Source organism: Phytoactinopolyspora halotolerans, assembly GCF_010550675.1.
In the GTDB taxonomy this organism is placed as follows: domain Bacteria; phylum Actinomycetota; class Actinomycetes; order Jiangellales; family Jiangellaceae; genus Phytoactinopolyspora; species Phytoactinopolyspora halotolerans.
Genome location: NZ_JAAGOA010000006.1, coordinates 138,519 through 162,590, shown reverse-complemented (window position 1 = coordinate 162,590; position 24,072 = coordinate 138,519). Strand labels below are relative to the sequence as shown.

Genomic DNA, 24,072 nt, shown 5'->3' with positions numbered 1-24,072 from the left:
TTCCGGCGGTCGTCATCCCATGGGACCAGTCTGCAGGGCCAGGGCGGACTGGGTGATGCGTTCACGGACATCGTCGGCGCGTCCGTACGCCAGCCACGCGTGGCGGTCTCGACCGGCGAAGACGCACATCAACGACCGTAGTTCGAAGGGACATCCGGCCAGTAGAGCCGATCGTCTGGGACTTTCGCCCCTGTAATACCCCGCGCGGAACGGGCAGTCTGTCTAGAGTCGATGAGAGAGACGGACGCGGAACGGAGCTGCCCTATGGCGGACACGGATGACGGCACGACCCCACAGCTGGACGGTCCGATCGCTGAGCTGCTGCTCAAGACGGGCCGATACTTCACCCCAGGCGAGGTGAGTGCCGATCTCCGAACCGTCCATCGCCGTGGCGGGCGCGAGGGCGACGTCTTCTACCGGGACCGCTGGAGCCACGACAAGGTCGTGCGCTCCACGCACGGGGTGAACTGCACCGGCTCGTGCTCCTGGAAGGTGTACGTCAAGGACGGCATCATCACCTGGGAGACGCAGGAGACCGACTATCCCAGCGTCGGCCCGGACCGCCCTGAGTACGAGCCACGCGGCTGTCCTCGTGGTGCAGCGTTCTCCTGGTACACCTACTCCCCCACCCGGGTGCGATACCCGTACGCCCGCGGTGTGCTCGTCGAGATGTATCGGGAGGCGAAGGCACGCCTCGGCGACCCGGTCGAGGCGTGGGCCGACATTCAGGCCGACCCAGAGCGGCGGCGCCGCTACCAGCGGGCGCGAGGCAAGGGCGGGTTGGTCCGAGTGAACTGGGACGAGGCGGTCGAGATGATCGCCGCGGCACATGTGCACACGATCAAGGCGCACGGCCCGGACCGGGTGGCGGGATTCTCCCCGATCCCGGCGATGTCCATGGTCTCGCACGCCGCCGGCGCGCGCTTCATCGAGCTGATCGGCGGCGCGATGACGTCGTTCTACGACTGGTACGCCGATCTGCCGGTGGCGTCTCCACAGGTGTTCGGAGACCAGACCGACGTCCCGGAGTCCGGCGACTGGTGGGACGCGTCGTACTTGCTGATGTGGGGCTCGAACGTCCCCGTCACACGCACCCCGGACGCGCACTGGATGGCCGAGGCCCGCTACCGGGGCACGAAGGTGGTCACCGTCTCCCCGGACTACGCGGACAACACCAAGTTCGCCGACGAGTGGCTGCCGGCCCAGCCGGGCACCGACGGCGCCCTGGCGATGGCGATGGGCCACGTCATACTGCGCGAATTCTTCGTCGAACGGCACGTGCCGGCGTTCACCGACTACGTCCGCACGTTCACCGACCTGCCGTTCCTGGTCACCCTCACCGAACGGACCGACGGATACGTACCCGGCAAGTTCGTCACCGCTGCGGACCTTGAATCCTACGACGGCATGGAACCCGGCGAGGGCGATGAGTGGAAGACCGTCGTCCTCGATGAGGACACCGGCGACGCCGTGGTCCCGAACGGTTCGCTCGGATTCCGGCACACCGGCTCGGGGGTCGGGCATTGGAACCTCGACCTCGGAGGCCTCCGGCCGCGGCTGTCGTTCCATGGTGACCCCGCGAGCGAGGGCGTGACGCTGCTGCTACCCAGGTTCGACGATCCCGAAGGACCCGGTGTGCTGCGCCGTGGCGTACCTGCCCGCAAGGTGAGCGGGAGGCTGGTCACCACCGTCTTCGACCTGATGCTGGCACAGTACGGTGTCGGCCGCGACGGCCTGCCGGGCGACTGGCCCACCGGCTACGACGACGCATCGCAGCCCTACACACCCGCCTGGCAGGAGGAGATCACCTCGGTGAAAGCGGAGACCGTGGCACGGATCGCGCACGAGTTCGCCCGCAACGCCGAGGAATCCGGCGGACGGTCGATGGTGATCATGGGCGCCGGCATCTGCCAGTGGTTCCACGGCGACGCGACGTACCGGGCGATCCTCGCGATGCTGATGCTCACGGGCTGTATGGGCCGCAACGGCGGAGGCTGGGCGCACTACGTGGGACAGGAGAAGTGCCGGCCGTTCACCGGCTGGGCGACTCTCGCTATGGGGCTGGACTGGTCTCGCCCACCTCGGCAGATGATCGGCACCGCCTACTGGTACACCCACACCGACCAGTGGCGCTACGACGGGTACCAGGCGGACGCGTTGGCTTCGCCGCTGGCCGAAGGGCACTTCTCCGGCATGCACACGGCCGACGTCGTCGCTCAGTCCGCCCGGATGGGCTGGATGCCGTCGTATCCGCAATTCGACCGCAATCCGATGGAACTGGTCGATGAGGCGGAGGCTGCCGGCGCCGACCCCAAGGAGTACGTCGCGCAGCAGCTGCGTGACGGTCGGCTCCGGTACGCCTGCGAGGACCCGGACGCACCGGAGAACTGGCCCCGGGTGCTCACCGTGTGGCGGGCCAACCTGCTGGGTTCGTCGTCGAAGGGGAACGAGTACTTCCTGCGCCACCTGCTCGGCACCGACGCGAACCTGCGCGCCGAGGAGACGCCGGAGGATCGCCGCCCGCGCGACGTCGTCTGGCGGGAGGAGGCGCCCGAGGGCAAGCTCGACCTGGTGCTGTCGATGGACTTCCGGATGACCAGCACGACGCTGCTCTCCGACGTGGTTCTCCCGGCCGCCACCTGGTATGAGAAGCACGACCTCTCCTCGACCGACATGCACCCGTACGTGCACGCGTTCAATCCGGCGATCGACCCGCCATGGGAGACACGCACCGATTTCGACGCGTTCAACGCGATCGCGCGCGCCTTCAGCAGGCTCAGCGCCAAGCACCTGGGCGTGCGCAAGGACCTGGTGGCGACGGCGCTGCAGCACGACACCCCTGGTGAGGTCGCCCAGCCAGGCGGCTCGGTGCGGGATTGGCGGCGCGACGACGTCGACCCGGTGCCGGGGAAGACGATGTGGGGGCTGGCCGTCGTCGAGCGGGACTACGCGGCGATCTCCGACAAGATGGCCAGTCTCGGCCCGCTGGTGGACACCCTCGGGCTGACGACCAAGGCGGTCACCGTCAAGCCGGACCAGGAGGTCGCCGATCTCGCCGCCCAATGCGGCGTGATGAACACGCCGGGTTCCCCGGTTGACGGGCGGCCCGCGCTGGACACCGACGTCAAGATGGCCTCGGCCATCCTGGCGCTCTCCGGAACCACCAACGGGCGGCTCGCCGTCGAGGGCTTCCGCGAACTGGAACGGCGCGTCGGACGGCCGCTGCACCACCTCGCCGAAGGCAGCGAGGAGAAGCGGATCAGCTTCGCCGACACTCAGGCCCGGCCGGTGCCGGTGATCACCAGCGCGGAATGGTCCGGGAGCGAGACCGGCGGCCGCCGATACGCGCCGTTCACCGTCAATGTCGAGGAGGGCAAACCGTGGCACACGCTGACCGGGCGGATGCACTTCTTCCTCGACCACGATTGGATGAGTGATCTCGGTGAATGCCTGCCGGTCTTCCGTCCGCCCGTCGACATGACCGCGCTGTTCGGTGAGTCGGCCGTCGGCGAGGGCGACGGCACCCAGATCACGGTGCGCTATCTGACCCCGCACTCGAAGTGGTCGATCCATTCCGAGTACCAGGACAACCTGTTGATGCTCAGTCTGTCCCGAGGCGGTCCGACACTGTGGATGAGCCCGGCGGACGCCGGGCGGATCGGGGTGCGCGACAACGACTGGGTGGAGGCGGTGAACCGGAACGGCGTCGTGACGTGCCGTGCCACCGTGTCGCACCGCATGCCCACCGGCACCGCGTACATGTACCACGCACAGGAGCGCACGGTGGACGTGCCGCTGACCGAGAGCACCGGCACACGTGGCGGCATCCACAACTCCCTCACCCGGCTGCTGGTGAAACCGACCCACCTGATCGGCGGGTACGCGCAACTGTCGTTCGGGTTCAACTACCTCGGGCCGACCGGCAACCAGCGCGACGAGGTGACCGTCGTCCGCCGCCGCTCCCAGGAGGTGACCTACTGATGAAGGTCATGGCGCAAGTGGCCATGGTGATGAACCTGGACAAATGCATCGGCTGCCACACCTGCTCGGTCACCTGCAAGCAGGCGTGGACCAACCGGCCGGGCACCGAGTACGTCTGGTTCAACAACGTCGAGACCCGGCCCGGTCAGGGCTATCCGCGCACCTACGAGGACCAGGAGCGCTGGCGCGGCGGTTGGGAACGGACCAAGCGCGGCCGGTTGCGGTTGAAAGGCGGCGGCCGGGTGCGCCGGCTGCTGAGCATCTTCTCCAACCCGAAGCTGCCCTCGCTCCAGGACTATTACGAGCCCTGGACCTACGACTACGACAATCTCATCAACGCCCCGCTCGGCGACCAGATGCCGGTGGCCCAGCCGCGCAGCTTGATCAGCGGTGATCCGATGAAGGTCGAGTGGTCGGCGAACTGGGACGACAACCTGGCCGGCGGACCGCAGCTCGCCGTCGACGATCCGGTTCTGAAGAAGGTCTCGGATCAGGTCAAGCTGGAGTTCGAGCAGACGTTCATGTTTTACCTGCCGCGGATCTGCGAGCACTGCCTGAACCCGTCCTGTGTGGCGTCGTGCCCGTCCGGCGCGATGTACAAGCGGAGCGAAGACGGCATCGTCCTGGTCGACCAGGACGCCTGCCGCGGCTGGCGGATGTGCGTCACCGGCTGCCCGTACAAGAAGGTCTACTTCAACCACCGCACCGGCAAGGCCGAGAAGTGCACGCTGTGCTACCCGCGGATCGAGGTGGGGCTTCCTACGGTCTGCTCGGAGACCTGCGTCGGACGGCTACGGTATCTCGGTCTGATCCTGTACGACGCCGACAAGGTCTTGGAGGCGGCGGCGGTGGAGGACGAGAAGGACCTCTACCAGGCACAGCTGGACGTGCTGCTGGACCCGAACGACGAGGAGGTGGTCGAGGCCGCCCGCCGCGAAGGCATCGCCGAGGACTGGATCTCCGCCGCCCAGCGCTCTCCCATCCACCGCCTGATCAAGGAGTACCGGGTCGCCCTGCCGCTGCATCCGGAGTACCGGACCATGCCGATGGTCTGGTACATCCCACCACTCTCCCCCGTCGTCGACCAGGTGCGCGACACCGGACACGACGCCGAGGAAGCGGGCAACCTGTTCGGAGCGATCGATGCGTTGCGCATCCCGATCGAGTACCTGGCCGAGTTGTTCACCGCCGGCGACACCGCACCCGTCGATGCAGTCCTGCGCAAGCTTGCGGCGATGCGCTCGTATATGCGCGACGTGAATCTCGGGCGCGAAACCCGGCCGGAGATACCCGCCGGCGTCGGCATGACCGAGGAGTCGATGCACGCGATGTACCGGCTGCTGGCCATCGCGAAGTACGAGGATCGCTACGTCATCCCGACCGCGTACGAGGAGGCCGGCCGTCAGCTTGAAGAGATGAGCTGCTCATTGGACTACGACGGTGGCCCGGGCATGTACATCAACGGCTCCGGCCCGTTCGGCGAGGCGTCCGGTCAGCCGGTGCCGGTGTCGGTGGAGACGTTCCACGCGCTACGGCACCGGCAGACCACGGACACGCTTGCCGGTCCGGAGAACAAGGAGCAGCGGGTGAACCTGCTCAACTGGGACGGCCAGGGCAGACCCGCCGGGTTGTTCCCCGAACGGCAGGAGGACGGCGATGCGTGAGCGACTCAGCGCCGGGGTCTCGCGTGCCACTGCACGGGCAGCGGCCCGCCAGGTCGCGTCCCGCGTGCTGACCTACCCGGACGATCGGCTCCTGGACGAGCTCGGGCTGCTGCGCTCGGCGGTGGAGGCACCGGGGATGCTGCCGGACGGCACGCGTGAGCCATTGGCACAGGTGCTCGAGCACATCCGCGCCACGCCGCTGGGCGAGCAGCAGCGGCAGTACGTGGCCACGTTCGACCTGCGTAAGCGGTGCTGCCTCTACCTGACCTGGTGGGCACACGGCGATACCCGCAACCGCGGGTACGCGCTCGTCGGGTTCAAGCAGGCGTACCGGAACGCCGGCATGGAGCCGCCCAGGAACGAGCTACCGGACCATCTCGCCGTGGTTCTGGAGTTCGCGGCCGCCGGGGACCCAGAAGCGGGTGAGGCACTACTGTGCGAACACCGGCCCGGTTTGGAGCTGCTCCGCCAGGCACTGCACAAGGCGGCCTCGCCGTACGCCGGAGCCGTCGACGCCGTCTGCGCGACGCTTCCTCATGCCTCCGCCGACGTCGCTGCCGCCGCACAGCGCATCGCCGCGGCGGGACCGCCGGCCGAGTTGGTCGGGCTGGAGGGCGCCGGTCCGCAGCCGATCCAGTTACAGCCCTATGACCCGCACCGGCGTGGGTCGGAACCGTTCGGTACGAACCTCGACGGAGCAGTCTCACGATGAATACGTTGCTGTGGGCGGCCGTGCCCTACGTCGCCATTGCCATCCTGGTGGTCGGGACGTTCTGGCGGTACCGCTACGACAAGCTCGGCTGGACCACCCGGTCATCCCAGCTGTACGAGAGCCGGCTGCTGCGCATCGGCAGTCCGCTGTTCCACTTCGGCATCCTGGTGGTCATCATCGGCCACATCATCGGGTTGGTGATTCCGGAATCGTGGACCGATGCGATGGGGGTCAGCCACGATGCGTACCACATCCAGGCGCTGGTGCTCGGCGCCATCGCCGGGTTCAGCACGCTGGCCGGCGTCGCCATCCTCATCTACCGGCGACGCACCAACGGACCGGTGTTCATGGCGACCACCCGCAACGACAAGGCGATGTACGTCGCGCTGGTGGCCGCCATCATCACTGGGCTAGCGACGACGCTGATCGGCGCGGGTATCGTCGCGGACGAGCATAACTACCGGGAGACGGTCTCGATCTGGTTCCGCTCCCTGTTCACCTTGAACCCGGACATCGACGCGATGGCCGAAGCCCCGCTGTCATTCCAGATCCACACGCTCTTCGGCTTGCTGCTCATCGCGACCATCCCGTTCACCCGGCTGGTCCACATGTTCAGCGCGCCGATCGGATACCTGTTCCGGCCGTACATCGTCTATCGCAGCCGCGACGCCCGTCCAGACCGGCCCATCTACCGGAACCGCGACGGTGTGCGCACCCGCCAGCGTGCGGGTCGGCGGTGACGCGCCGCGCGGTCGTGCGTGTGCCGGGCGTGTTCGGCCGCGGGCGTGCGCGTAGCTGGCCGAGGCACGGCGTCAGTAACCGGCGACGGCGAATCTGCGGCCGGTGACCTGCTGCGGGAGTAGGCGGACGAACCACTGTTTCGGATGGTCGCTCCAGGAGCGCAGCGGCAGCTCTTCCGTCTGATAGATCTCGTCGAAGTCCTCGACCCGCTCGGCCGTACCTTTGACGACAACGCTCCATGCCTCCCGCCGGGCACGGTGATAGCCGTCGATCTCCATCGCCACGTTCCGTGCGATCGTCACAGCGGCGAGTTTGGTTCCCTCGCCGGTGCGGAAGACGATCGCGCGGCCGTCGACGACGTAGTTGATGGGGAAGATCTCCAGATCATCCCCAACCAGCACAGCCAGCCTGGCCACGGAGGATGTGTCCAGCAGTTGCCAGCAATCGTCCTCCTCGAGGACTGTCATGCCCGTCCGGAAGTCGGTACTCATACTTCAGGCTAGAGCTACCTGTGTGGGTCCACCCGGGTCCAACGGGGCAGCGTCGAAGTGCCACTACGACTGAAGCCGAGAGGCCTTTAGCCTCCTGCGGGCGACCAGCGTACTCGGGCCGGCGACGGGGTCAGGCGTTCACGTCCTCGTCACGACGCTCGCCCGCATCGGCGTCGTCCACGGAGGCACGCTCACTCTGATAACCGCCCACCAGGACGGGCACCGTCGACGAACGCATGAGTGCCCCGGACACGCTACCCAGCAGCCACGTCGACATTCCCCGCCCGCGACGTCCGACCACGATGACGTCCGCACCGTGTTCCTCAGCGAAAGCGAGCAGCGCCGGGGCGGGCTGCCCGGACACCACGTGAGTCGAGACCGAGGCAGTCGGGCACCGCTGAGCGCAGCTCGCCAGCCTGGCCTCCACCGACGTGACGAAGCCGGCGTCGGCACCACTGTCGAAGTCGACGATCTCGACCAGGTGTGCGCCGCGGACCCGCTCGCCGAGGACACGGAACGCGGCCTCGAAGGCGGCTTCGGACTCCCCGGACCCGTCCAGCCCGAACACGACCGTCAGACCTGTGGGTTCGCCGGTGGCCGACGACTCACGCTCCGCCACCAGGCGCGCGCGGCGTTCCGCGCGCTCATACAGGATGGGCAGCCCGAGCGGCCCCAGAACCAGGCCGATCAGCAGCCAGTTCGGGTGGCGATGCCCGGCACGTGCCATGAGATACGTCGTCAGCAGCCCGGACACCGTCCAGACACCTACGAGTACGAGTACGGTCGTCATAGTTCCACTCTGCCGCCCAGAACGTCCCCTCCACCAAGCCTGAACGGCCTCGGTGGCGCGCCAAAGGTCCCGAACGACAGGATCAGCCGCCGGCTTCGATCGCCTCTGCCAGGGATTGCAGACTCAACTCCGTCACCTGGGTGCCTCCCACATACACGGTCGGGGTGCCCGCGACCCCGCGGTCCGCGGCCGCGTCCGTCGCCCCATCCGCCCAGTCGTGGTACACGCCGTCGCGGACACACTCGGCGAAGTCGGATCCGGTCAGCCCGACGTCCACGCCTATCTCCACGATCTCGTCGTCCGACAACCCCGGACCGCCCTCGGCGGGTTGCCGCTGCATCATCGCGCCGACGAACGCGTCGATCTCACCGCCGTCGGCGGCGCATCCGGCCGCACCGGCAGCCCGGGTGGAGTACTCCGTCGTGGAGGCACGGTTGAGGATCGCGATGGTGTGATAGGTCAGCGTGATCTCGTCCTCCGCGAGGTACGCGTCCAGCATCGGCCTGGCCGCCTCATCGAAGACCCTGCACGCGGGACAGAGGAAGTCGAGGTAGATCTCCACCTCTACCGGGCCCGACCCCGTGGACAGACCGTCGCCTGCGCTCGACGTCGCCGTCGGCGTGGCGACGTCGTCACCGGGAGCGGACGCCTGCCAGACAGCCATCCCGACGAGGCCGGCCGCCACGAGGCCGCTGATCGCCACCCCCGATGTCCATCTGGACGTCCTCGAGGCGTTCCGGCGGGAGTCTCCTGGGAGTCCGGAGCCCACGGGATTGGTGCGCTGGTTCATCTATCATCGGCCTTTCTCGTCAAATGCGACATCTCGAGCGAACACGGAATCGAGCGCGAACCAGGTACGCGGCCAGCGGGCGAGGACGGCCGCAGCCAGCATCAATGCGACGTCGCGGGCGATCTCCACCCCGTACCGCGGCGACTCACCGGGGCCGAGCTCACCGCCTCCGCCGAAGCAGCCGCAGTCGATACGCAGCCCTCGCGCCCATGCCCACCCGATCCCGACGACGAACACCGCGAACAGCAACACCGACACCACGGCAGTCGCGCGTACGGCCAGGCCGGCCAGCAGCAGGACGCCGAGGGTGATCTCCACCATCGGCAGCGCCGCCCCGACCGGCTCGGCGAGCGCGTTCGGCATGGCCTGATACGCCTTGACCGCACGGACCGAAGCGCGCACGTCTCCCACCTTGGACAGCCCTGCGTATAGCCATACTCCGGCCAGCAGCAGCCGCGTTGCGGTCGCCACGGCGACGCCGACAGCCATCCGGCCCTCGGTGCCCAGCAGCATGATCACCCCGCCGTCCGCCGTGGTTGTCGCCGGCATGCGACGCCGCCACACCGGTCGTGGCGGCATGCTCCACGATGCGACGTGGCCCGCGCTCCCCACCACGGCCGGAAGTCACGTCCCGCTAGGACTTAGGGACTGGTCAGCACGCTGCTACCGCAACAGCTGCAAGATCGCATTGCCACCGGCATGCAGCAGGATGGGGACGACGAGCCCGCCAGTGCGGACGCGAACCCAACCGAGCACAAGCCCGGCCACGGCGGTGTAGCCGACTTGCCCAACCGACGCCATAGTGATGCCGAAGTCGTGGTACTGCAGGTGCGCCACGGAGAACAACACCGTCGAGACGGCCCAAGCGAGAGACTCGGCGCGCCGCGACATGCGCCAGGCGTCGGCAACCATGTCCCAGAGCAGGCCACGGAACAGCACCTCTTCTCCGATCACCATGAGCGCAGTGATCCGTACCAGGTCGATCCGTGTCCGGTCGTCGGACGGGAACACCACCGCCAAGACGACCACGCCGGTGGCGAGAGCCGCGATCAGCAGAAACCACCAGGTCCGTGGATACGTCCAGATGGATGCGAATCGACGCGCACGGTGTCTGGAATACAGCACGTAACCGACGACCACGGCGGCTGCCCACAACGACGCTTGCAGCAGTTCCGGCTGGGGTGCGCCGGCCGGCACCACGACGACGAACGCCGAGTAGCTGAACGCCAAGGCCGGCACCACGATGACCATGGTGACGACACTCAGCTGATCATCACGCCGGCGTCCGGCACGGGCAGCTCGACCCAGGTGTTGCCCGGGGACAGCTTCAGCTCGTCGCCGGTGTCCGTACGCAACTGGAACGGGTCGTTGACCCCTGATTTGGTCCAGCTGCCGGTCACGGATGAGCCACCCGACAACGTCGTGAACCGGCCAGACGCATCGACGAGGTCCAGCACGGGCACCGGCGCTCCGTGCCCCTCCACGAGCTTGTCCACCCTCGACTCGACCTCCATGATCAGGACGTTCGCGGCGGCCACCTGGTCACCACCGGAGAGGATGTGCGGACCCCAGGGCTGCTCCCGGACGTAACGCCCGGACCCATCGTCATACGTCCACGTCACCTGCCAACTGCTTCCGTACGGGATGACCGCGAGACGGCCGGGCTCGCCCGCCTGCTCTGCCGAACTCCGTCCGCCGGCCGGCGCGTAGTCGAAGTACGGCTCGGGTGGTTCCGTCAGCTCCGACAGCTCCAGCAGTTCTTCGGGCGTGGCGAACACGTGGTCCGGCCGCGGGCGGTCACGGTCCACCACGTAGGCACCGGACCCGCTGACCCGGGCGGTTCCGAGGTTGTCCCAGTCCGCCACGTCATCGGCATACGTCACCACCCATCCGGCGCCCATCGTGTTGCCGAACACCGGCGACAACGGCCCGAGTAACGGGGCGTCGGCAGGCCGGACCGAGCGGACCGGTCCGACACGTGCGGGCAGACGGGAGTGGAAGACCGCCGCCAACCTGGTATACGACAGCCCGATGGGTTCGACGAAGACGATATCGGCGCGCTCGACGCCGGCCTGCGGGTGCGCTTGACGCACGTCTGAGACCTTGATCGCGACCGCTGGATGATCGAGTGTCGTCGCGTCTTCGACGACGAGGCCGGTCAGTGGCGCCCGATCCGAGGCGGGGACGACGGCCGGTCCGTCTGCCGGCTCATCGCCCCGCACGCTCAACACCACGATGAGCACAGCCGTCAGCACCGTCGCGATCAATGACACCGCGACGGCACGGCGTTTCCGCATACGAGCCATCACGCGCTCCCTGGTGCGATCCCGACCCCATCCTCGGCGCGAAACGCCGCTGAGCCCAGGGCCGAAAGAACGGTCCGGTCCGGCCGGTGGTCATAACCTGCGCGGGCCCGGCCGGCGTGGTGCACCGGGAGAGGATCGGGCTTCCTCCGCTGTCAGCCGTCGCTCGTGCGGTAGACGAGGCCTCGACCACCCTGCGACACGAGCGTCAGCGTGTCACCGTCGACGGAGGCCTGGAAGCCCTCCATCACCGAGACCACGTGATCGTCCTGATCACGCAGTTCATCCGGGCACTCCCGGTCATCCATGGTGAGCTCGACCGGGGCGATCTGGCCGTTCGACACGACGTAGTCGCCGCTCATCTCGCGGCAGCCGGTGGAGCCGGTGAACGTCCCGTCCTCCTCGAGCCGGAGCAGCGCCGGCTCACCTGCCACGCTGGACACTGTGGCGTCGCCGCCGACGCCGTCCACCAGGCTCTCCAGTACCCAGTCGGTACCGACGACCTGCGCGACCGGTACCTCCGGCACCGCCTCGAAACGAAGCTCACTGGACGGACCGGCCAGCACCAGCATGTCGCTCTCCAGCCCGGCGGTCCGCACATCTTCCAGTGCCTCGAAGTACGCCGATTCCAGGTCCATGACCTCTGGCATACACGCCATCTCTGTCATGTGGCTGACGCCGAAACTCACCGACGCGCCGTCCCGGGTCAGCTCCGCGCCGTAGTGGTTGCAGGCCGACCGGCCACCCACCTCGTCGCCGATCGTCAAGGTCACCGGATACCCGTCGACCACCTCGAGCGGCCCGCCCGGGCCGTTGCCTTCCACGAGCTCCCACGTGCCGTCGATCGCCACGTCGTCAGCATCCGCACCAGAACCGCTGCCGTCCGACGTGGCGACCGGCCCGCCGCCGTCGTCTCCGCATGCCATGAGAAGCACCGTCAACGCGCCGATCGCCGCAACATGTCTGGCCGTCCGCATGTCCTCGCCTCCCTGTACCGGTCATCTATGAGACGCCCGCAGAGACCGAACGGTTGCCATCTCCAGACGCACCCGGCGTGGACGCGGCGGTTCTGCTGCTGCCTTCACTCCTCGGTGACGAACGGGCACTCGGCTGCGCCCGGTCCGTGTCCGCTGCCGTCGCCGGAACCGTCGCGGTGATGATCGCGCATGTGGATGCCCATTCCGTGGTCGTCACGGTCACCCATGTGCTCGCCCATCCCCCGGCCCTCTCCGCCGTGATGCCGCATCGTCCCGTGCTGGCCAGGCCGGTCACGGTCCGCGGTCGCCGGGGACGTAGCTCCGTCATCGTCCGAGACCGTCGTCGCGGGCGCAGTCTCGCCGCCGGCCAGCGCGGGCAGCGCCGCAAAGCCTCCAACGGCGATGACTCCGGCTGTCGACAGCGCTAAGACCGCTTTCCTGGTGCGTTTCATGATCTGGCCCCTCTCTCGCAGTCACACCTCTCGCTGTGACGCCTCCAGCGTGGACGGTCGGCGTGGAAGCGGCACGTGTTCGGTGTGGAGAGGGTGTGGAGAACCGACCAACGCCCGGCGGACGGATGCTCTTCGTCCCTATCCGGGCATGCAGACCGGATCTAGACAGGGGATATGGCCGGCAACGTCATGGTCGTCGAGGACGAGCGGGAGATCCGCGAGGTGCTCCGTCGTTACCTCGAGCGGGCGGACTACACCGTCCTGGCCACAGGGTCGGGCGCCGAAGCGCTGAGGCTACTGTCGTCCGGAGGCGTCGATCTGGTCGTCCTCGATCTGGGGCTTCCCGATCTGGACGGTGCCGAGGTGCTCGCAGCGGCTCGGGAGACGAACGACGTGCCCGTGGTCGTGCTGACCGCCCGGCGCGAGCTGGACGACCGCATTCGTGGCCTCCGGCAAGGCGCGGCCGACTACGTCACCAAACCGTTCAGCCCCACCGAACTGATTCTGCGGGTGCAGGCAGTGCTTCATCGCACACGATCGGGCAACCCGGGTCCGGACGGAGCGTCCTTCGGGGTTGGACGGTTGACCATCGACGAGCCGCGCCATGAGGCTCGGCTGGACGGCCGGCTCTTGGAGCTCACCCCCACCGAATGGGGTCTGCTGACCGCCCTGGCCACCGCTCCGTTGCGGGTGTACTCGCGGTACGAGCTGATCAACCGGGTTCGCGGGTACGACTTCGCCGGCTACGAGCGCAACGTCGACTCGCACGTGAAGAATCTGCGCCGCAAGCTCGGACCGGACGGTGATCGGATCATCGAGACCGTCCTGGGCGTCGGCTACCGGATGACTCTCGCCAGGGACAGGTGAGGGACATGCCCGCCGACCGCCCAGGGCGGCGCGGCACCGTCGCACAGGGCCGCACCGGTGACACCCTCGGGCCGCTCGGGCGCCGCCTGCTCGTGGCCTTCATCCTGGTCGCGGTCGCCGCGGTGGCCGTCCTCACGCTCGCAGCCCTGATCGGCGCCGACCTCGGGTTGACGGAAGCGGGACGCCAGATGCGTCACATGGCGGGGCACTCCGGTGAGATGGCGGACATGGTGGGCGCGGCGGCCGTCGCCGACGGCCGGGTGGTGGCGTGGTGGTGGATCGGTGTCGCCGCCGTGGTGGCGCTCGCCGTAGCGGTCGGGATGAGCTGGTTCGTCTCGCGACGACTGACGACACCGCTGATCGCCTTGGCCGGCGCGGCGCGTGCATTCGCGAGTGGCGACCGCTCGGCCCGGGTCGGGCTGCGCGGTCCCGGTGAACTGGGCGACGTGGCGGAGGCGTTCGACGGGATGGCGGACGATCTCGCCCGCGCCGAGGCTGCGCGCCGCCGGATGACCTCGGACGTGGCACACGAGCTCCGCACGCCGCTCACCGCCCTGCAGGCACAGTTGGAGGAGTTGCGCGACGGTTACGCCGAGCCCGACGCCGGCTGTCTGTCCAGGCTTCATGATCAGGCGCTTCGGCTGGGCCGCGTCGTCGACGACCTGGCGACTCTCGCGGCCGCCGAGTCGGCGGCGCTGTCGCTTGAACGCACCGTCGTGGACCTCGGCGTCCTCGCCGCGGATGCGCTCGCCGCGCATCGAAGTCAGTTGCGATCGGCCGGGCTGGACGTGCGGCCGGACATCACCGGGCCGGTCCCGGTCTACGGCGATCCGGACCGGCTGCACCAGGCGATCGGCAACCTGCTGGCTAACGCCGCTCGCTATTGCCGCCCCGGCGACCGCGTCTCGGTCTACGCAGGTGTCGAGGCCGGTGACGCAGTGATCAGGGTCGCCGACACCGGTCCCGGCATCCCGGCCGAAGACCAGCCGCATGTCTTCGACCGTTGGTGGACAGCCCGGCATGGCACGGCGGCCCCGGGATCGGGCATCGGCCTCGCCGTCGTGCGAGAGGTGGTCACCGCACACGGCGGAACGGTTCATGTCGAGTCAGCGTCTGGTGAGGGTTCCACATTCACCATTGCGGTGCCGCTGCACCACGCGTGACGTGGGCTACGCCCGAACGCACAGTTCGCCACCATAGACGTGTGCGAGTCCCGCAGATGGGCAACAGAACCGTCAACGTCCCGTCGCACTCGCCGGCAGGTGACAGGGGAGAACCCCTACGTTTCTGGCGGGACTCGCAGGGAGGCTGGTGATATCCATGTCCACAACCGAACAGACCCCATCGGGCCCCACCTATATCGAGGAACCGGCCGTCGCCCGCTGGTTGTTCGGCTCGAACCGAGCGGCCTGGATCTGGCTCATCGCGCGGCTCTGGCTGGGCTGGGAGTGGTTCCAGTCTGGATGGAGCAAGGTGTTCGGCGGCGACATCACGTTGCGTTTCTGGGACTGGGGCGACCAGCAGTACGGGTTGACCGGTGACGGGAACATCGGCTGGGTCCGGTCCAGCGGCGACGTCGATGTCGGTGACTCCGTGGCCGGCTTCGCGCAGGGGGCGATCGAGGCATCCGAAGGGCCCCACCCGGACGTCGCGTACGGCTGGTACGTGGACTTCTTGGAGTGGGTGAGAGACACCGCGCACCCCTGGCTCGGCCCGATGGTCGCCATCGGCGAGCTGGTGATCGGCGTGCTGCTGATCGTCGGGCTGTTCACCGGCATCGCCGCCGCCTTGGGCGCGGTGCTGAATTTCTCGTTCGTATTCGCCGGTTCGGCCGGCGTGAACCCGGCGATGATCTTGGTGTCGTTCCTGCTGATTCTTGCCTGGCGGAACGCGGGCTGGTACGGGCTCGACCGCTGGGCGCTGCCGCTGCTGGGCACGCCATGGTTCCGCGGACGGTTGCGCTCGCGTCGCCGGGAACAAGGCGCGCCCGAGCCCGAGGCGGACTCCGGCGAAGCGCAGACACCGCCGAGCTGAACAGGCCACAGCCACCACCCGCCGTGCGGGTTCGGGAACCGATCCGCGCCCGGACCCGCACGCCGGTTCAGGCGCCGCCATACGTGTACCGCCCGTTCAGGCACCGCCTGTTCAGGCCAAGGTCAGGAAGAGCTTCTCCAGCTGCTTGCGGTCGATCTTGGCCTCGGCGGACCCCGCGCTCTCCGCCGTCACGCACTGTTCCAGACCGGTAGAGATAATCTTGAAGCCCGCGCGATCCAGGGCCCGCGACGCCGCGGCCAGCTGGGTGACGATGTCCTTACAGTCCCGGCCTTCCTCGATCATGGCCACGATGCCGCGCAGCTGCCCCTGCACCCGGTTCAGGCGGACGATCACATCAGACAGAGACTCTCGATCCAGCTCCACCGTAGGTTCCTTTCACGATACCCCGGAGGGTAACGATACCCGGCCGGGAGCGACGCCCATGATGACGTGTACTCAGGCCGCCCAGGAGCGGCAGACTCATCGAGAGCCCTTGTCGGCGGCCAGCTTCTGCGCCACCTCGTCCATGTCGACGGCCCGCACCTTGGCGATGAGATCCTCCAGCGCCTCTTCCGGCAGCGCACCCGGCTGCGCGTAGAGCACGACATTGTCCCGGATCGCCATCAGCGTCGGGATCGAGCTGATCTGGAAGGCCCCAGCGAGCTCACGCTCCGCCTCGGTGTCGACCTTGCCGAAGACGATGTCCTCGTGCTTCTCCGAAGAACGCTCGAACACCGGGGCGAACATGCGGCACGGGCCACACCACGCCGCCCAAAAGTCGACCAACACGATACCGTCGCGGCTGGTCACGTCGTTGAAGTTGTCCTTGGTCAGTTGAACCGTTGCCATCAGCAAGCCCTTCTCTCGATACTCCCTGGGGTATACAACACCCACATTGCGGCAGCCATTCCCGCATCACGACGCGCCGCTCACCACGTCGAATACCCGGATCTGCGCACGACGACGCTCACGGCAGCCGCACATACCCGTGCCGCGCCTTCCAGAGGAAGTATTTCTCGAACAACAGCTTTGCTCCGTGGGACTGCGGGCCGGGAATCAGCACACCCGCCTTGCGCGGTGGGAGCATCCGGTCGGCAAGGATCATCACACCGTTGTTTCCCGCATCCATGACGCACACCGCAGGGATCTCACCGAAAGCCTTGTGCCTGCCCGGTTCCTTGCCCCGGATCTGGCTGGCGATGTTCTCGGCAGCCACGTGCGCCTGCACCTCCGTGGGAAAGCCGGTCTTCGGGACTCCGACAGGGACGGCCGTCGTCCACGGCACGCTCACCGCCGCGGCCACCCCGACAGCATAGACATCGGGATACGCCGCCGACTGGTAAGTGTCGCGGACCGGAACGAATCCCTTCTCGTCGGCCAGGCCCGGGACACCGCGCACCACGTCCTGCCCCTCAAAGGGCGGGATGATCACGGCGTAGGCGAAATCGAGTGGTTCGCGCCCGGAAACGGCGAGCTTGCCCTCGACGACTTCTTCCATCGCCACCTCGGTGACCGCCGTGATGCCCTCCTTCCTCAGGAACATCCCCAGCAGTCGCTCCCCACCCGGAAGGCCGCCGATGCCGAAATGCCCGAGGAACGGCTCGGCCGTGACGTAGGTCAGCGGCACGTGCTTCTTCAGGCCGAATCTGCGCAGCTGGTACGACATGTTGAACAGGAATTCGTACGCGGCGCCGAAGCATCCCGCGCCCTGACTCGCACCCACGATCACCGGTCCCGGGTTCTGCAGGAACCGTCGCCACCCCTCGCCCGCGTGGATGGCATCCTCCAGCGTCGTGATGGTGTAGGCGCCATCGGTGTCGGCTAGACCCGGAACTGCCCCCATCGCGTTCCGGTAGCCGGTGGCGATCACCAGATAGTCGTAGTCGTACTCGACACCGGCGGCCGTCACGCGCTTGGCTGCCGCGTCGATGCGGGTCGCGCTCGCATGGACGAAATCGACGTCGTGTTCCGTCAACGTCGGCGCGAGCGGGAACGTGATGTCTTGCGGACGGCGCTTCCCGAACGGAAGCCAGATCAGTGACGGGTTGAACAGGAACCGATCGGACGCCGCGATCACCCGCACGTCCACATCACCCTGCAGTTCGTGCTTGACACTCAGTGCGGCCGTCAATCCACCGAAGTTGCCGCCCAGCACCAGGACCCTCTTACGCACGTCGTCCACCTCCCAGGAACGATCTCTATCCTCCACGTTCCCAGATACCCCCGGGGGAATACGACGGCCGTACGCCCCGGCGGGCAGGGCCCTTGGTCCCCGCGTCGACTCTGCCGCGTCGACTCTGCAGCGCCCACGCGTGGGTGGCCGCCGCCCCATGGCCGACAGCACCATCGGCGGCGCGTCTCGGAGCGGACGAGCCGCAGCAGGCCGAACGCCGGTCCGCTTCTGGGACTTCCGGCCCTACGGGCACCGATACCCAGCGCAGAAGCTTGTTTCGCAGCGAAATACGAGGAGGCGACCTGTGGAAGCACTCGACCTTGCCCGATGGCAGTTCGGCATCACGACTGTGTACCACTTCCTCTTCGTCCCCTTGACCATAGGGCTGGCCGGCGTCGTCGCCGCGATGGAAGCGGCCTGGATCCGCACCGGCAACGACACATGGCTGCGCGCCACCAAGTTCTGGGGCAAGCTGCTGCTGATCAACTTCGCCATCGGCGTCGTCACCGGCATCGTGCTGGAGTTCCAGTTCGGCATGAACTGGTCCAGCTACTCGCGCTTCGTCGGTGACGTCTTCGGGGCGCCGCTCGCGATGGAGGCATTGCTGGCCTTCTTCATGGAGTCGACGTTCCTGGGGCTGTGGATCTTCGGGTGGAACCGGCTGCCCCGCTGGCTGCACAACGCGTGCATGTGGGCGGTGGCCGTCGGAACGCTGCTCTCCGCGTACTTCATCCTGGCCGCGAACTCCTGGATGCAGCATCCGGTCGGATACGAGATCGAGGACGGCAAGGGCCGGCTCACCGACATCTGGGCCGTGCTGACGAACAGCAAGCAGCTCGTGACCTTCCCGCACACCATCGCGGGCGCGTTCGTCACGGCCGGCGTGTTCTTGATCGCGATCAGCTGCTGGCACATGCTGCGCAAACAGCACACCGACGTGATGCGCTCCTCGCTGAAGGTAGGGCTGTGGGTCACCGCCGTAGCGTCCATCGCCGTCGCCGTCAGCGGCGATCTGCAGGCCAAGGTGGTCACCGACCAACAGCCGATGAAGATGGCCGCTGCCGAGGCTCTGTACGAGACCGAACGGCCCGCATCATTCTCACTGTTCACCATCGGCACTCTCGACGGCGACGAGGAACTGCTGAGTATCCGCGTGCCGCGGGTATTGTCCTACCTCGCCACCGGCGACTTCGACGGCGAAGTGCAAGGTATCGACGACCTGCAGGCACAGTACGAAGCCGAGTACGGCGAGGGTGACTACAGCCCCAACATCCCCGTCGTGTATTGGTCGTTTCGACTGATGATGGGAGCAGGAATCGCCATCCTCGCCGTCTCTGTGGTCGGCCTGTGGCTCACCCGGCGCGGTCGCACCCCGCATCGGCGGTGGGTGTGGTGGATCGGCCTCGCAGCCCTTCCGTTGCCGTTCATCGCCAACAGCACCGGCTGGCTCATGGCCGAGATGGGCCGGCAGCCGTGGACCGTGTTCGGTGTCCTGCGCACGTCGGACAGTGTGTCCCCGACCGTCGGTGTGGGCACCGTCGCGACCAGCTTGATCACCCTCACCGTGCTCTACGGAGCGCTCGCCGTGGTCGAGGTGTGGCTTCTGCTCAAGTACATCAAGATCGGCCCGCCCACCAGCGAGGAGGTCCGTGCCGAACTCGAACCGCCCGCCGCCGACGAGGACCGGCCCGAGCCGTCCCTCGTCTACTGACGCCGCCGACCTTCGCCGGCCATCCCACACGGCAGATGAACGAAAGGACCCCCGATGTCCCTCCCCGAGTTCTGGTTCTTGCTGATCGCCGTCTTGTGGACCGGATATTTCGTCCTCGAGGGTTTCGACTTCGGCGTCGGCACGCTGCTGCCGGCCGTCGCCAAGAACGATCAGGAGCGCCGGGTCGCCATCAACACGATCGGACCGGTCTGGGACGGTAATGAGGTCTGGCTGCTGACCGCGGGCGGGGCGACGTTCGCCGCCTTTCCCGAGTGGTACGCGTCGCTGTTCAGTGGGTTCTACCTGCCGCTGCTGGTCATCTTGGTGGGGCTTATCGTCCGCGGCGTCGCGTTCGAGTACCGAAGCAAGCATGACGACGCCCGATGGCGCTCGCGCTGGGACCTGTGCATCATCGTCGGCTCGATCATTCCCGCCTTCGGATGGGGCGTCGCTTTCGGCGCCATCCTGCACGGTGTGCCGCTCGACGCGGACCATGAATACGCCGGGAGCGTTCTCGACCTGATCTCGCCCTACAGCGTGCTGGGTGGATTCACCACACTGGCGGTGTTCGCGTTCCACGGTGCGACGTTCCTCGGCCTGAAGGCCGACGGTGCGGTTCGGCTACGGGCCAACCAGTGGTCCCGGCGGCTCGGCCCGCTGGCGCTCGGGCTGGGCGGGTCGTTCCTGCTGTGGACCCAGGTCGAGCACGGGCGGGACGCGACGTGGCTCACGCTGACCCTGGCCGCCGGCGGGTTGGCCCTCGGTGTCGTCGCGAACGCGCGTGGGCGGGAAGGATGGGCTTTCATCGGCACCGCAGCGTCGATCCTGATGACCGCGGTCACGCTGTTCTGGGCACTCTTCCCGGACGTGCTCCCCAGTTCCATCGACGCGTCGTACAGCCTGACCGTCGACAACGCGGCGTCGGGCTCCTACACCTTGGAGGTCATGAGCTGGGTAGCGGTGTTGTTCGTTCCCGTGGTGCTGCTCTACCAGGGGTGGTCGTACTGGGTTTTCCGGCGCCGCGTCGGTGGGCCTCGTCAGACGTCCCAGACGAACAGCACGTCTCCGGCGGCGACCGGGCCTTCCTCCACCGCCTCGGAGAGCGCCGAAGCCTGAGCGTCCAAGGCGATCACCGGGCAGATCGGCGACCGGCCGTCGTGCTCGATGACGGCGGGCTCCCAGGCCACCATCGGATCGCCGGCCCGGACCTCGGCGTTCTCCGAGGTGAGCAGCTCAAATCCGGCGCCGGCGAGCTGGACTGTGTCGATGCCCAGGTGGACCAGCACGCCGGCCCCGCCTGCCGTGCGCACCACGTAGGCGTGCGGATACAGCTTGACCACCGTGCCGTCGACGGGCGCCAGGGCGGTGCCACGGCCACTCCGCGCCGGGTCGATGGCGGCGCCGGGACCGACGAGCGCGTCCGCAAACGCCTGGTCCGGGACGTCGGACAACCGGACCGCCACGCCGGAGACGGGGGCGAGCACAGAGAGTGTCACATCAGATCCTCGATGTCCGACGCGATGGTGTCGGCCTCGGGCCCCACGACCACCTGTACGGCTGTGCCGGCCCTGACTACGCCGTGTGCACCAGCGGCCTTGAGTCCTGCTTCGTCAACCAGCGACGCGTCCTCCACTTCGGCGCGCAGCCGGGTGATGCACGGTTCGATCTCGACGATATTGTCCGCCCCGCCTAGAGCGGCGAGGATCTGCTCGGCGTTGCTCATCCCGGTCCCTTTCCTCGACGATGACCAGAAGCCCGCACGGCGCGCATCTGGCGGCACCGTGCCACGGCAGGTGCGTGCTCGAGAGAGTACAGCGAACAACGCTGTCGATGATCGCCCGAGTGATGATTTTCCGCAAGATCGAACAATCTCTGCCCGAACCTCTTGCGCGCACGGGCGTTGTGCGAAGAGACTTTGCCATCGATCTGCCTAGACCACTGGAACACATCCTCCCAATCCACCGCCAACCGGACGGTCTGATGCTAAGGAGCGAGTGATGAGCAGTCAGAGCACGGCGACATCCTCCTCGCGTACCGCGTGGGGTACGACGCTGAGCTATGCGCAACGCGTGGGGCGAAGCCTGATGCTTCCCATCGCGGTCCTGCCGGCCGCGGCACTTTTGTTGCGGTTCGGCTCGAACGACATGCTCGGCGGCAAGGAAGGCACCGTAGGCGAGGACTTCCCCGCGGGCCTGGCCCAGTACAGCGCCCTGGAGTGGCTGCAGCCGGTAGCCGAGGTCCTCGCGGCCGCAGGCGGCGCCCTGTTCGACAACCTCGCGGTGCTGTTCGCCATCGGCGTCGCGATCGGCTTCGCCCGCAAGGCCGACGGTTCGACCGCGCTGGCCGGGCTGGTCGGTTACCTCGTGTTCAATGGCGTGACCGAGGCGATGTCGCCGTACATCCTCGGTGAACCCGATGCCGCCGCCGCGCAGCAACTGGTCGAAGAAGGCGCCGCCCCCGGAGATGTCGCCGCCGCACTGGAGCAGGAACTGATCAACTTCGGCGTGCTGGGCGGGATCATCATGGGCATCACGGCGGCCCTGCTCTGGCAGCGCTACTACCGCATCAAGCTGCCACCGTACCTGGCGTTCTTCGGCGGCCGACGGTTCGTGCCGATCATCACCTCGTTCGTCGCCGTCATCATCGGCGTCCTGATGAGTTTCATCTACCGACCGTTCGACTGGGCGCTGACGAACTTCGGCGAATGGGTGGGCGACAACGATGTCCTCGGTGGCGGTCTCTACGGGTTCGTGAACCGCCTGCTCATTCCGCTCGGGCTCCACCACATCCCGAACAACATCGTGTGGTTCCAGATCGGCAGCTACACCGATTCGAGCGGAACCACCTACAACGGGGACCTCACCCGGTTCTTCGCCGGAGACCCGGACGCGGGCATGTTCATGACCGGATTCTTCCCGATCATGATGTTCGCGTTGCCGGCGGCGGCACTGGCCATCTGGCACTGCGCCCTTCCCCGGCAGAAGAAGGTGGTCGGCGGCATCATGCTCACCGGAGCACTGACGTCGTTCCTGACCGGTGTCACCGAACCGCTGGAGTTCTCGTTCCTGTTCGTCGCGTACCCGCTCTACGTCATCCACGCGGTTCTGACGGGCACGTCACTGGCGCTGGTGAACGCGCTCGGTATCCGCGACGGGTTCGGCTTCTCCGCGGGCGCCATCGACTATCTGCTCAACTTCCGTATCGCCGAGGCACCGGTCTGGCTGATCGTGATCGGGCTAGGCTACGCCGCGATCTATTACTTCGTGTTCCGCTGGGTGATCACCAAGTGGAACATGCGGACACCGGGGCGAGAGAAGGAAGCCGAAGATATTGAGGCGTCGCTCGGCGAGGAGGCCGTCGAGATCGCCACCCGCTCCGACAGCGGCAGTTCCGGTGCCGCCCAGGAGGCGACGGGACAGTCGACGACCCGTGGCGCCGACACAGACCGAGAGGATATGCCGCCGATCATCGAGCAGGATTCCGACGACGATAGGCGCTGACTTCGGCGGCGCTGGACCGGACGCGGCTGCGGCCCGTCCGGTCCAGCGTTAAACCGAATCTCGCGACGATGTGAGACCCGGCGGCGATGCCCCGCTGATGTCAACGTGCGCTGACGGCTGCTCGACGCCACCTGTCCCGCCCGAACCGGCCGCCGGGCGGCGGCAATTGCAGCGGGATGCCATGCGCGGGCTCGGCATGACATGGCCATGGCACCCTCGGCGGGGCCGGCACCGGCACGTCGGCCGGCCGGAGCTCCCGGTCGGCGCTGACCACGTGCGGTGTGCTGACGAGCATCCGGGTGATCTCGTCGTCATCGTGGCATAGAAACCCGGTCTTGCCGTGCTCGATGACGTCTGCGGCGAGACCGTCGCCCAACGCCAGTATCGGTGTTCCGCCGGCGACCGCTTCGAGGAAGATCCGTACCAGGGACTCCGGCCAGCGAGTCGGCGTGATGAGCGCCTCCGCTGATCTGAGTAGCTCGAGCCGTCGTTCTCCCGCGACGTCGCCGAGGTATACGGCGTCAGCATCGAGTAGCGGCTCGATGGAGGACAGGAAGTACTCGCGCTCATCGAACTCCCACACGCGTGCCACGAGGACGATCCGCTTGCCGGCTCGACGTGCGATACGGATGGCGCGGTCGGCGCCGCCGCCGGGCAGCATCCAGCCGACGAACACGACATAGCCGTCGTGCGAAGAACCGTGGGACCGTTGCTCGTTCGACGCCGTGGTGCCGGCACAGGGTGACGCCGCCTCCACACTGGAGGCGATGTCATGCCCGCCACGCCACGTCGTCGCCACGTTCCCAACGTGCCATCCGTATGTAAAGCTCACAGTCACTCCTCCGAAAACGAACTGTGAATTCGTTTGAACCGGCACCGGAGGTCG

General features: G+C 67.5%; 24 protein-coding genes. 10 read left to right on the top strand and 14 right to left on the bottom strand.

Annotation, left to right across the window (positions count from 1 at the left end; all coding sequences use genetic code 11):
* The first annotated feature begins 264 nt into the window (after positions 1-264).
* The 4 genes from G1H10_RS10665 to narI are packed head-to-tail and all read left to right on the top strand — an operon-like array spanning position 265 to position 7,097.
* Positions 265-3,981 carry a nitrate reductase subunit alpha gene (locus G1H10_RS10665; RefSeq protein WP_163736679.1) on the top strand — a complete coding sequence of 1,239 codons (3,717 nt, stop codon included), beginning with the start codon at positions 265-267 and terminating at the stop codon, positions 3,979-3,981.
* Positions 3,981-5,645, top strand: coding sequence for a nitrate reductase subunit beta (gene narH, locus G1H10_RS10660; protein WP_163736677.1), 1,665 nt, complete (start codon positions 3,981-3,983; stop codon positions 5,643-5,645). Before G1H10_RS10665 ends, narH begins: the two co-directional genes overlap by 1 nt.
* Positions 5,638-6,357, top strand: a complete 720-nt coding sequence (gene narJ / locus G1H10_RS10655; RefSeq protein ID WP_163736674.1) for a nitrate reductase molybdenum cofactor assembly chaperone — start codon at positions 5,638-5,640, stop codon at positions 6,355-6,357. The genes narH and narJ overlap by 8 nt, the downstream gene beginning before the upstream one ends.
* Complete coding sequence (gene narI, locus G1H10_RS10650) at positions 6,354-7,097, top strand: respiratory nitrate reductase subunit gamma (protein WP_163736670.1); 744 nt, start codon at positions 6,354-6,356, stop codon at positions 7,095-7,097. Before narJ ends, narI begins: the two co-directional genes overlap by 4 nt.
* Positions 7,098-7,169: 72 nt before the next feature.
* Here the strand turns inward: narI and G1H10_RS10645 are convergent, their stop codons facing one another.
* The 8 genes from G1H10_RS10645 to G1H10_RS10610 form a co-directional block, all read right to left on the bottom strand.
* On the bottom strand, positions 7,170-7,589 hold the full coding sequence (locus tag G1H10_RS10645; protein ID WP_216853128.1) for a pyridoxamine 5'-phosphate oxidase family protein: 420 nt from the start codon (positions 7,587-7,589) through the stop codon (positions 7,170-7,172).
* Positions 7,590-7,719: 130 nt separating this feature from the next.
* Positions 7,720-8,379 (bottom strand): universal stress protein, encoded by a 660-nt coding sequence (locus G1H10_RS10640; RefSeq protein WP_163736667.1) that lies wholly within the window; start codon positions 8,377-8,379, stop codon positions 7,720-7,722.
* Between the two features lie 82 nt (positions 8,380-8,461).
* On the bottom strand, positions 8,462-9,082 hold the full coding sequence (locus G1H10_RS10635; RefSeq protein ID WP_163736664.1) for a DsbA family protein: 621 nt from the start codon (positions 9,080-9,082) through the stop codon (positions 8,462-8,464).
* A 90-nt stretch (positions 9,083-9,172) separates the two neighbouring features.
* Positions 9,173-9,682 carry a MauE/DoxX family redox-associated membrane protein gene (locus tag G1H10_RS10630; RefSeq protein ID WP_163737114.1) on the bottom strand — a complete coding sequence of 170 codons (510 nt, stop codon included), beginning with the start codon at positions 9,680-9,682 and terminating at the stop codon, positions 9,173-9,175.
* A gap of 150 nt (positions 9,683-9,832) precedes the next feature.
* Positions 9,833-10,420, bottom strand: a complete 588-nt coding sequence (locus G1H10_RS10625) for a CPBP family intramembrane glutamic endopeptidase (protein ID WP_163736661.1) — start codon at positions 10,418-10,420, stop codon at positions 9,833-9,835.
* 11 nt (positions 10,421-10,431) lie between these two features.
* Entirely contained in the window at positions 10,432-11,475 is a 1,044-nt protein-coding gene (locus tag G1H10_RS10620; protein ID WP_163736659.1) for a DUF3048 domain-containing protein, read from the bottom strand.
* Between the two features lie 152 nt (positions 11,476-11,627).
* A complete protein-coding gene (locus G1H10_RS10615) occupies positions 11,628-12,449 on the bottom strand; it encodes an META domain-containing protein (RefSeq protein ID WP_163736656.1) in 822 nt (273 codons plus the stop codon).
* Positions 12,450-12,553: 104 nt separating this feature from the next.
* Positions 12,554-12,901 (bottom strand): hypothetical protein, encoded by a 348-nt coding sequence (locus G1H10_RS10610; protein ID WP_163736653.1) that lies wholly within the window; start codon positions 12,899-12,901, stop codon positions 12,554-12,556.
* 174 nt (positions 12,902-13,075) lie between these two features.
* Between G1H10_RS10610 and G1H10_RS10605 the strand changes: the two genes are divergently transcribed.
* From G1H10_RS10605 to G1H10_RS10595, 3 genes are all read left to right on the top strand, one after another.
* Complete coding sequence (locus G1H10_RS10605) at positions 13,076-13,768, top strand: response regulator transcription factor (RefSeq protein WP_163736650.1); 693 nt, start codon at positions 13,076-13,078, stop codon at positions 13,766-13,768.
* A 5-nt stretch (positions 13,769-13,773) separates the two neighbouring features.
* Positions 13,774-14,931: a HAMP domain-containing sensor histidine kinase gene (locus G1H10_RS10600; RefSeq protein WP_163736647.1), complete on the top strand. Its 1,158-nt coding sequence runs from the start codon at positions 13,774-13,776 to the stop codon at positions 14,929-14,931.
* 157 nt (positions 14,932-15,088) lie between these two features.
* Positions 15,089-15,802, top strand: a complete 714-nt coding sequence (locus tag G1H10_RS10595; RefSeq protein WP_163736644.1) for a DoxX family protein — start codon at positions 15,089-15,091, stop codon at positions 15,800-15,802.
* Positions 15,803-15,913: 111 nt separating this feature from the next.
* Here the strand turns inward: G1H10_RS10595 and G1H10_RS10590 are convergent, their stop codons facing one another.
* The 3 genes from G1H10_RS10590 to G1H10_RS10580 form a co-directional block, all read right to left on the bottom strand.
* A complete protein-coding gene (locus tag G1H10_RS10590; RefSeq protein ID WP_163736641.1) occupies positions 15,914-16,186 on the bottom strand; it encodes a metal-sensitive transcriptional regulator in 273 nt (90 codons plus the stop codon).
* Between the two features lie 96 nt (positions 16,187-16,282).
* Complete coding sequence (trxA, locus tag G1H10_RS10585) at positions 16,283-16,651, bottom strand: thioredoxin (protein WP_163736638.1); 369 nt, start codon at positions 16,649-16,651, stop codon at positions 16,283-16,285.
* A 118-nt stretch (positions 16,652-16,769) separates the two neighbouring features.
* Positions 16,770-17,975 carry an NAD(P)/FAD-dependent oxidoreductase gene (locus tag G1H10_RS10580; protein ID WP_163736635.1) on the bottom strand — a complete coding sequence of 402 codons (1,206 nt, stop codon included), beginning with the start codon at positions 17,973-17,975 and terminating at the stop codon, positions 16,770-16,772.
* Positions 17,976-18,279: 304 nt separating this feature from the next.
* Here G1H10_RS10580 and G1H10_RS10575 point away from each other — a divergent pair, with 304 nt between their 5' ends.
* Both G1H10_RS10575 and cydB read left to right on the top strand, forming a co-directional pair.
* On the top strand, positions 18,280-19,686 hold the full coding sequence (locus G1H10_RS10575; protein ID WP_163736633.1) for a cytochrome ubiquinol oxidase subunit I: 1,407 nt from the start codon (positions 18,280-18,282) through the stop codon (positions 19,684-19,686).
* Between the two features lie 54 nt (positions 19,687-19,740).
* Positions 19,741-20,802, top strand: coding sequence for a cytochrome d ubiquinol oxidase subunit II (cydB, locus tag G1H10_RS10570; RefSeq protein WP_163736630.1), 1,062 nt, complete (start codon positions 19,741-19,743; stop codon positions 20,800-20,802).
* Here cydB and G1H10_RS10565 read toward each other — a convergent pair.
* Together G1H10_RS10565 and G1H10_RS10560 are read right to left on the bottom strand one after the other, a co-directional pair.
* The gene (locus tag G1H10_RS10565; protein ID WP_163736628.1) at positions 20,724-21,182 is read right to left on the bottom strand and encodes a PTS sugar transporter subunit IIA; all 459 of its coding nucleotides are present in this window, start codon (positions 21,180-21,182) and stop codon (positions 20,724-20,726) included. The genes cydB and G1H10_RS10565 overlap by 79 nt on opposite strands.
* The gene (locus G1H10_RS10560; RefSeq protein WP_163736626.1) at positions 21,179-21,409 is read right to left on the bottom strand and encodes a PTS sugar transporter subunit IIB; all 231 of its coding nucleotides are present in this window, start codon (positions 21,407-21,409) and stop codon (positions 21,179-21,181) included. Before G1H10_RS10560 ends, G1H10_RS10565 begins: the two co-directional genes overlap by 4 nt.
* 274 nt (positions 21,410-21,683) lie before the next feature.
* On the opposite strand from G1H10_RS10560, the gene G1H10_RS10555 reads away from it, so the two are divergent.
* A complete protein-coding gene (locus G1H10_RS10555; RefSeq protein WP_163736623.1) occupies positions 21,684-23,186 on the top strand; it encodes a PTS transporter subunit EIIC in 1,503 nt (500 codons plus the stop codon).
* Positions 23,187-23,286: 100 nt separating this feature from the next.
* On the opposite strand, the gene G1H10_RS10550 is transcribed toward G1H10_RS10555, so the two are convergent.
* Positions 23,287-24,018, bottom strand: a complete 732-nt coding sequence (locus tag G1H10_RS10550) for a glycosyltransferase (protein WP_163736620.1) — start codon at positions 24,016-24,018, stop codon at positions 23,287-23,289.
* Between the last annotated feature and the right edge of the window lie 54 nt (positions 24,019-24,072).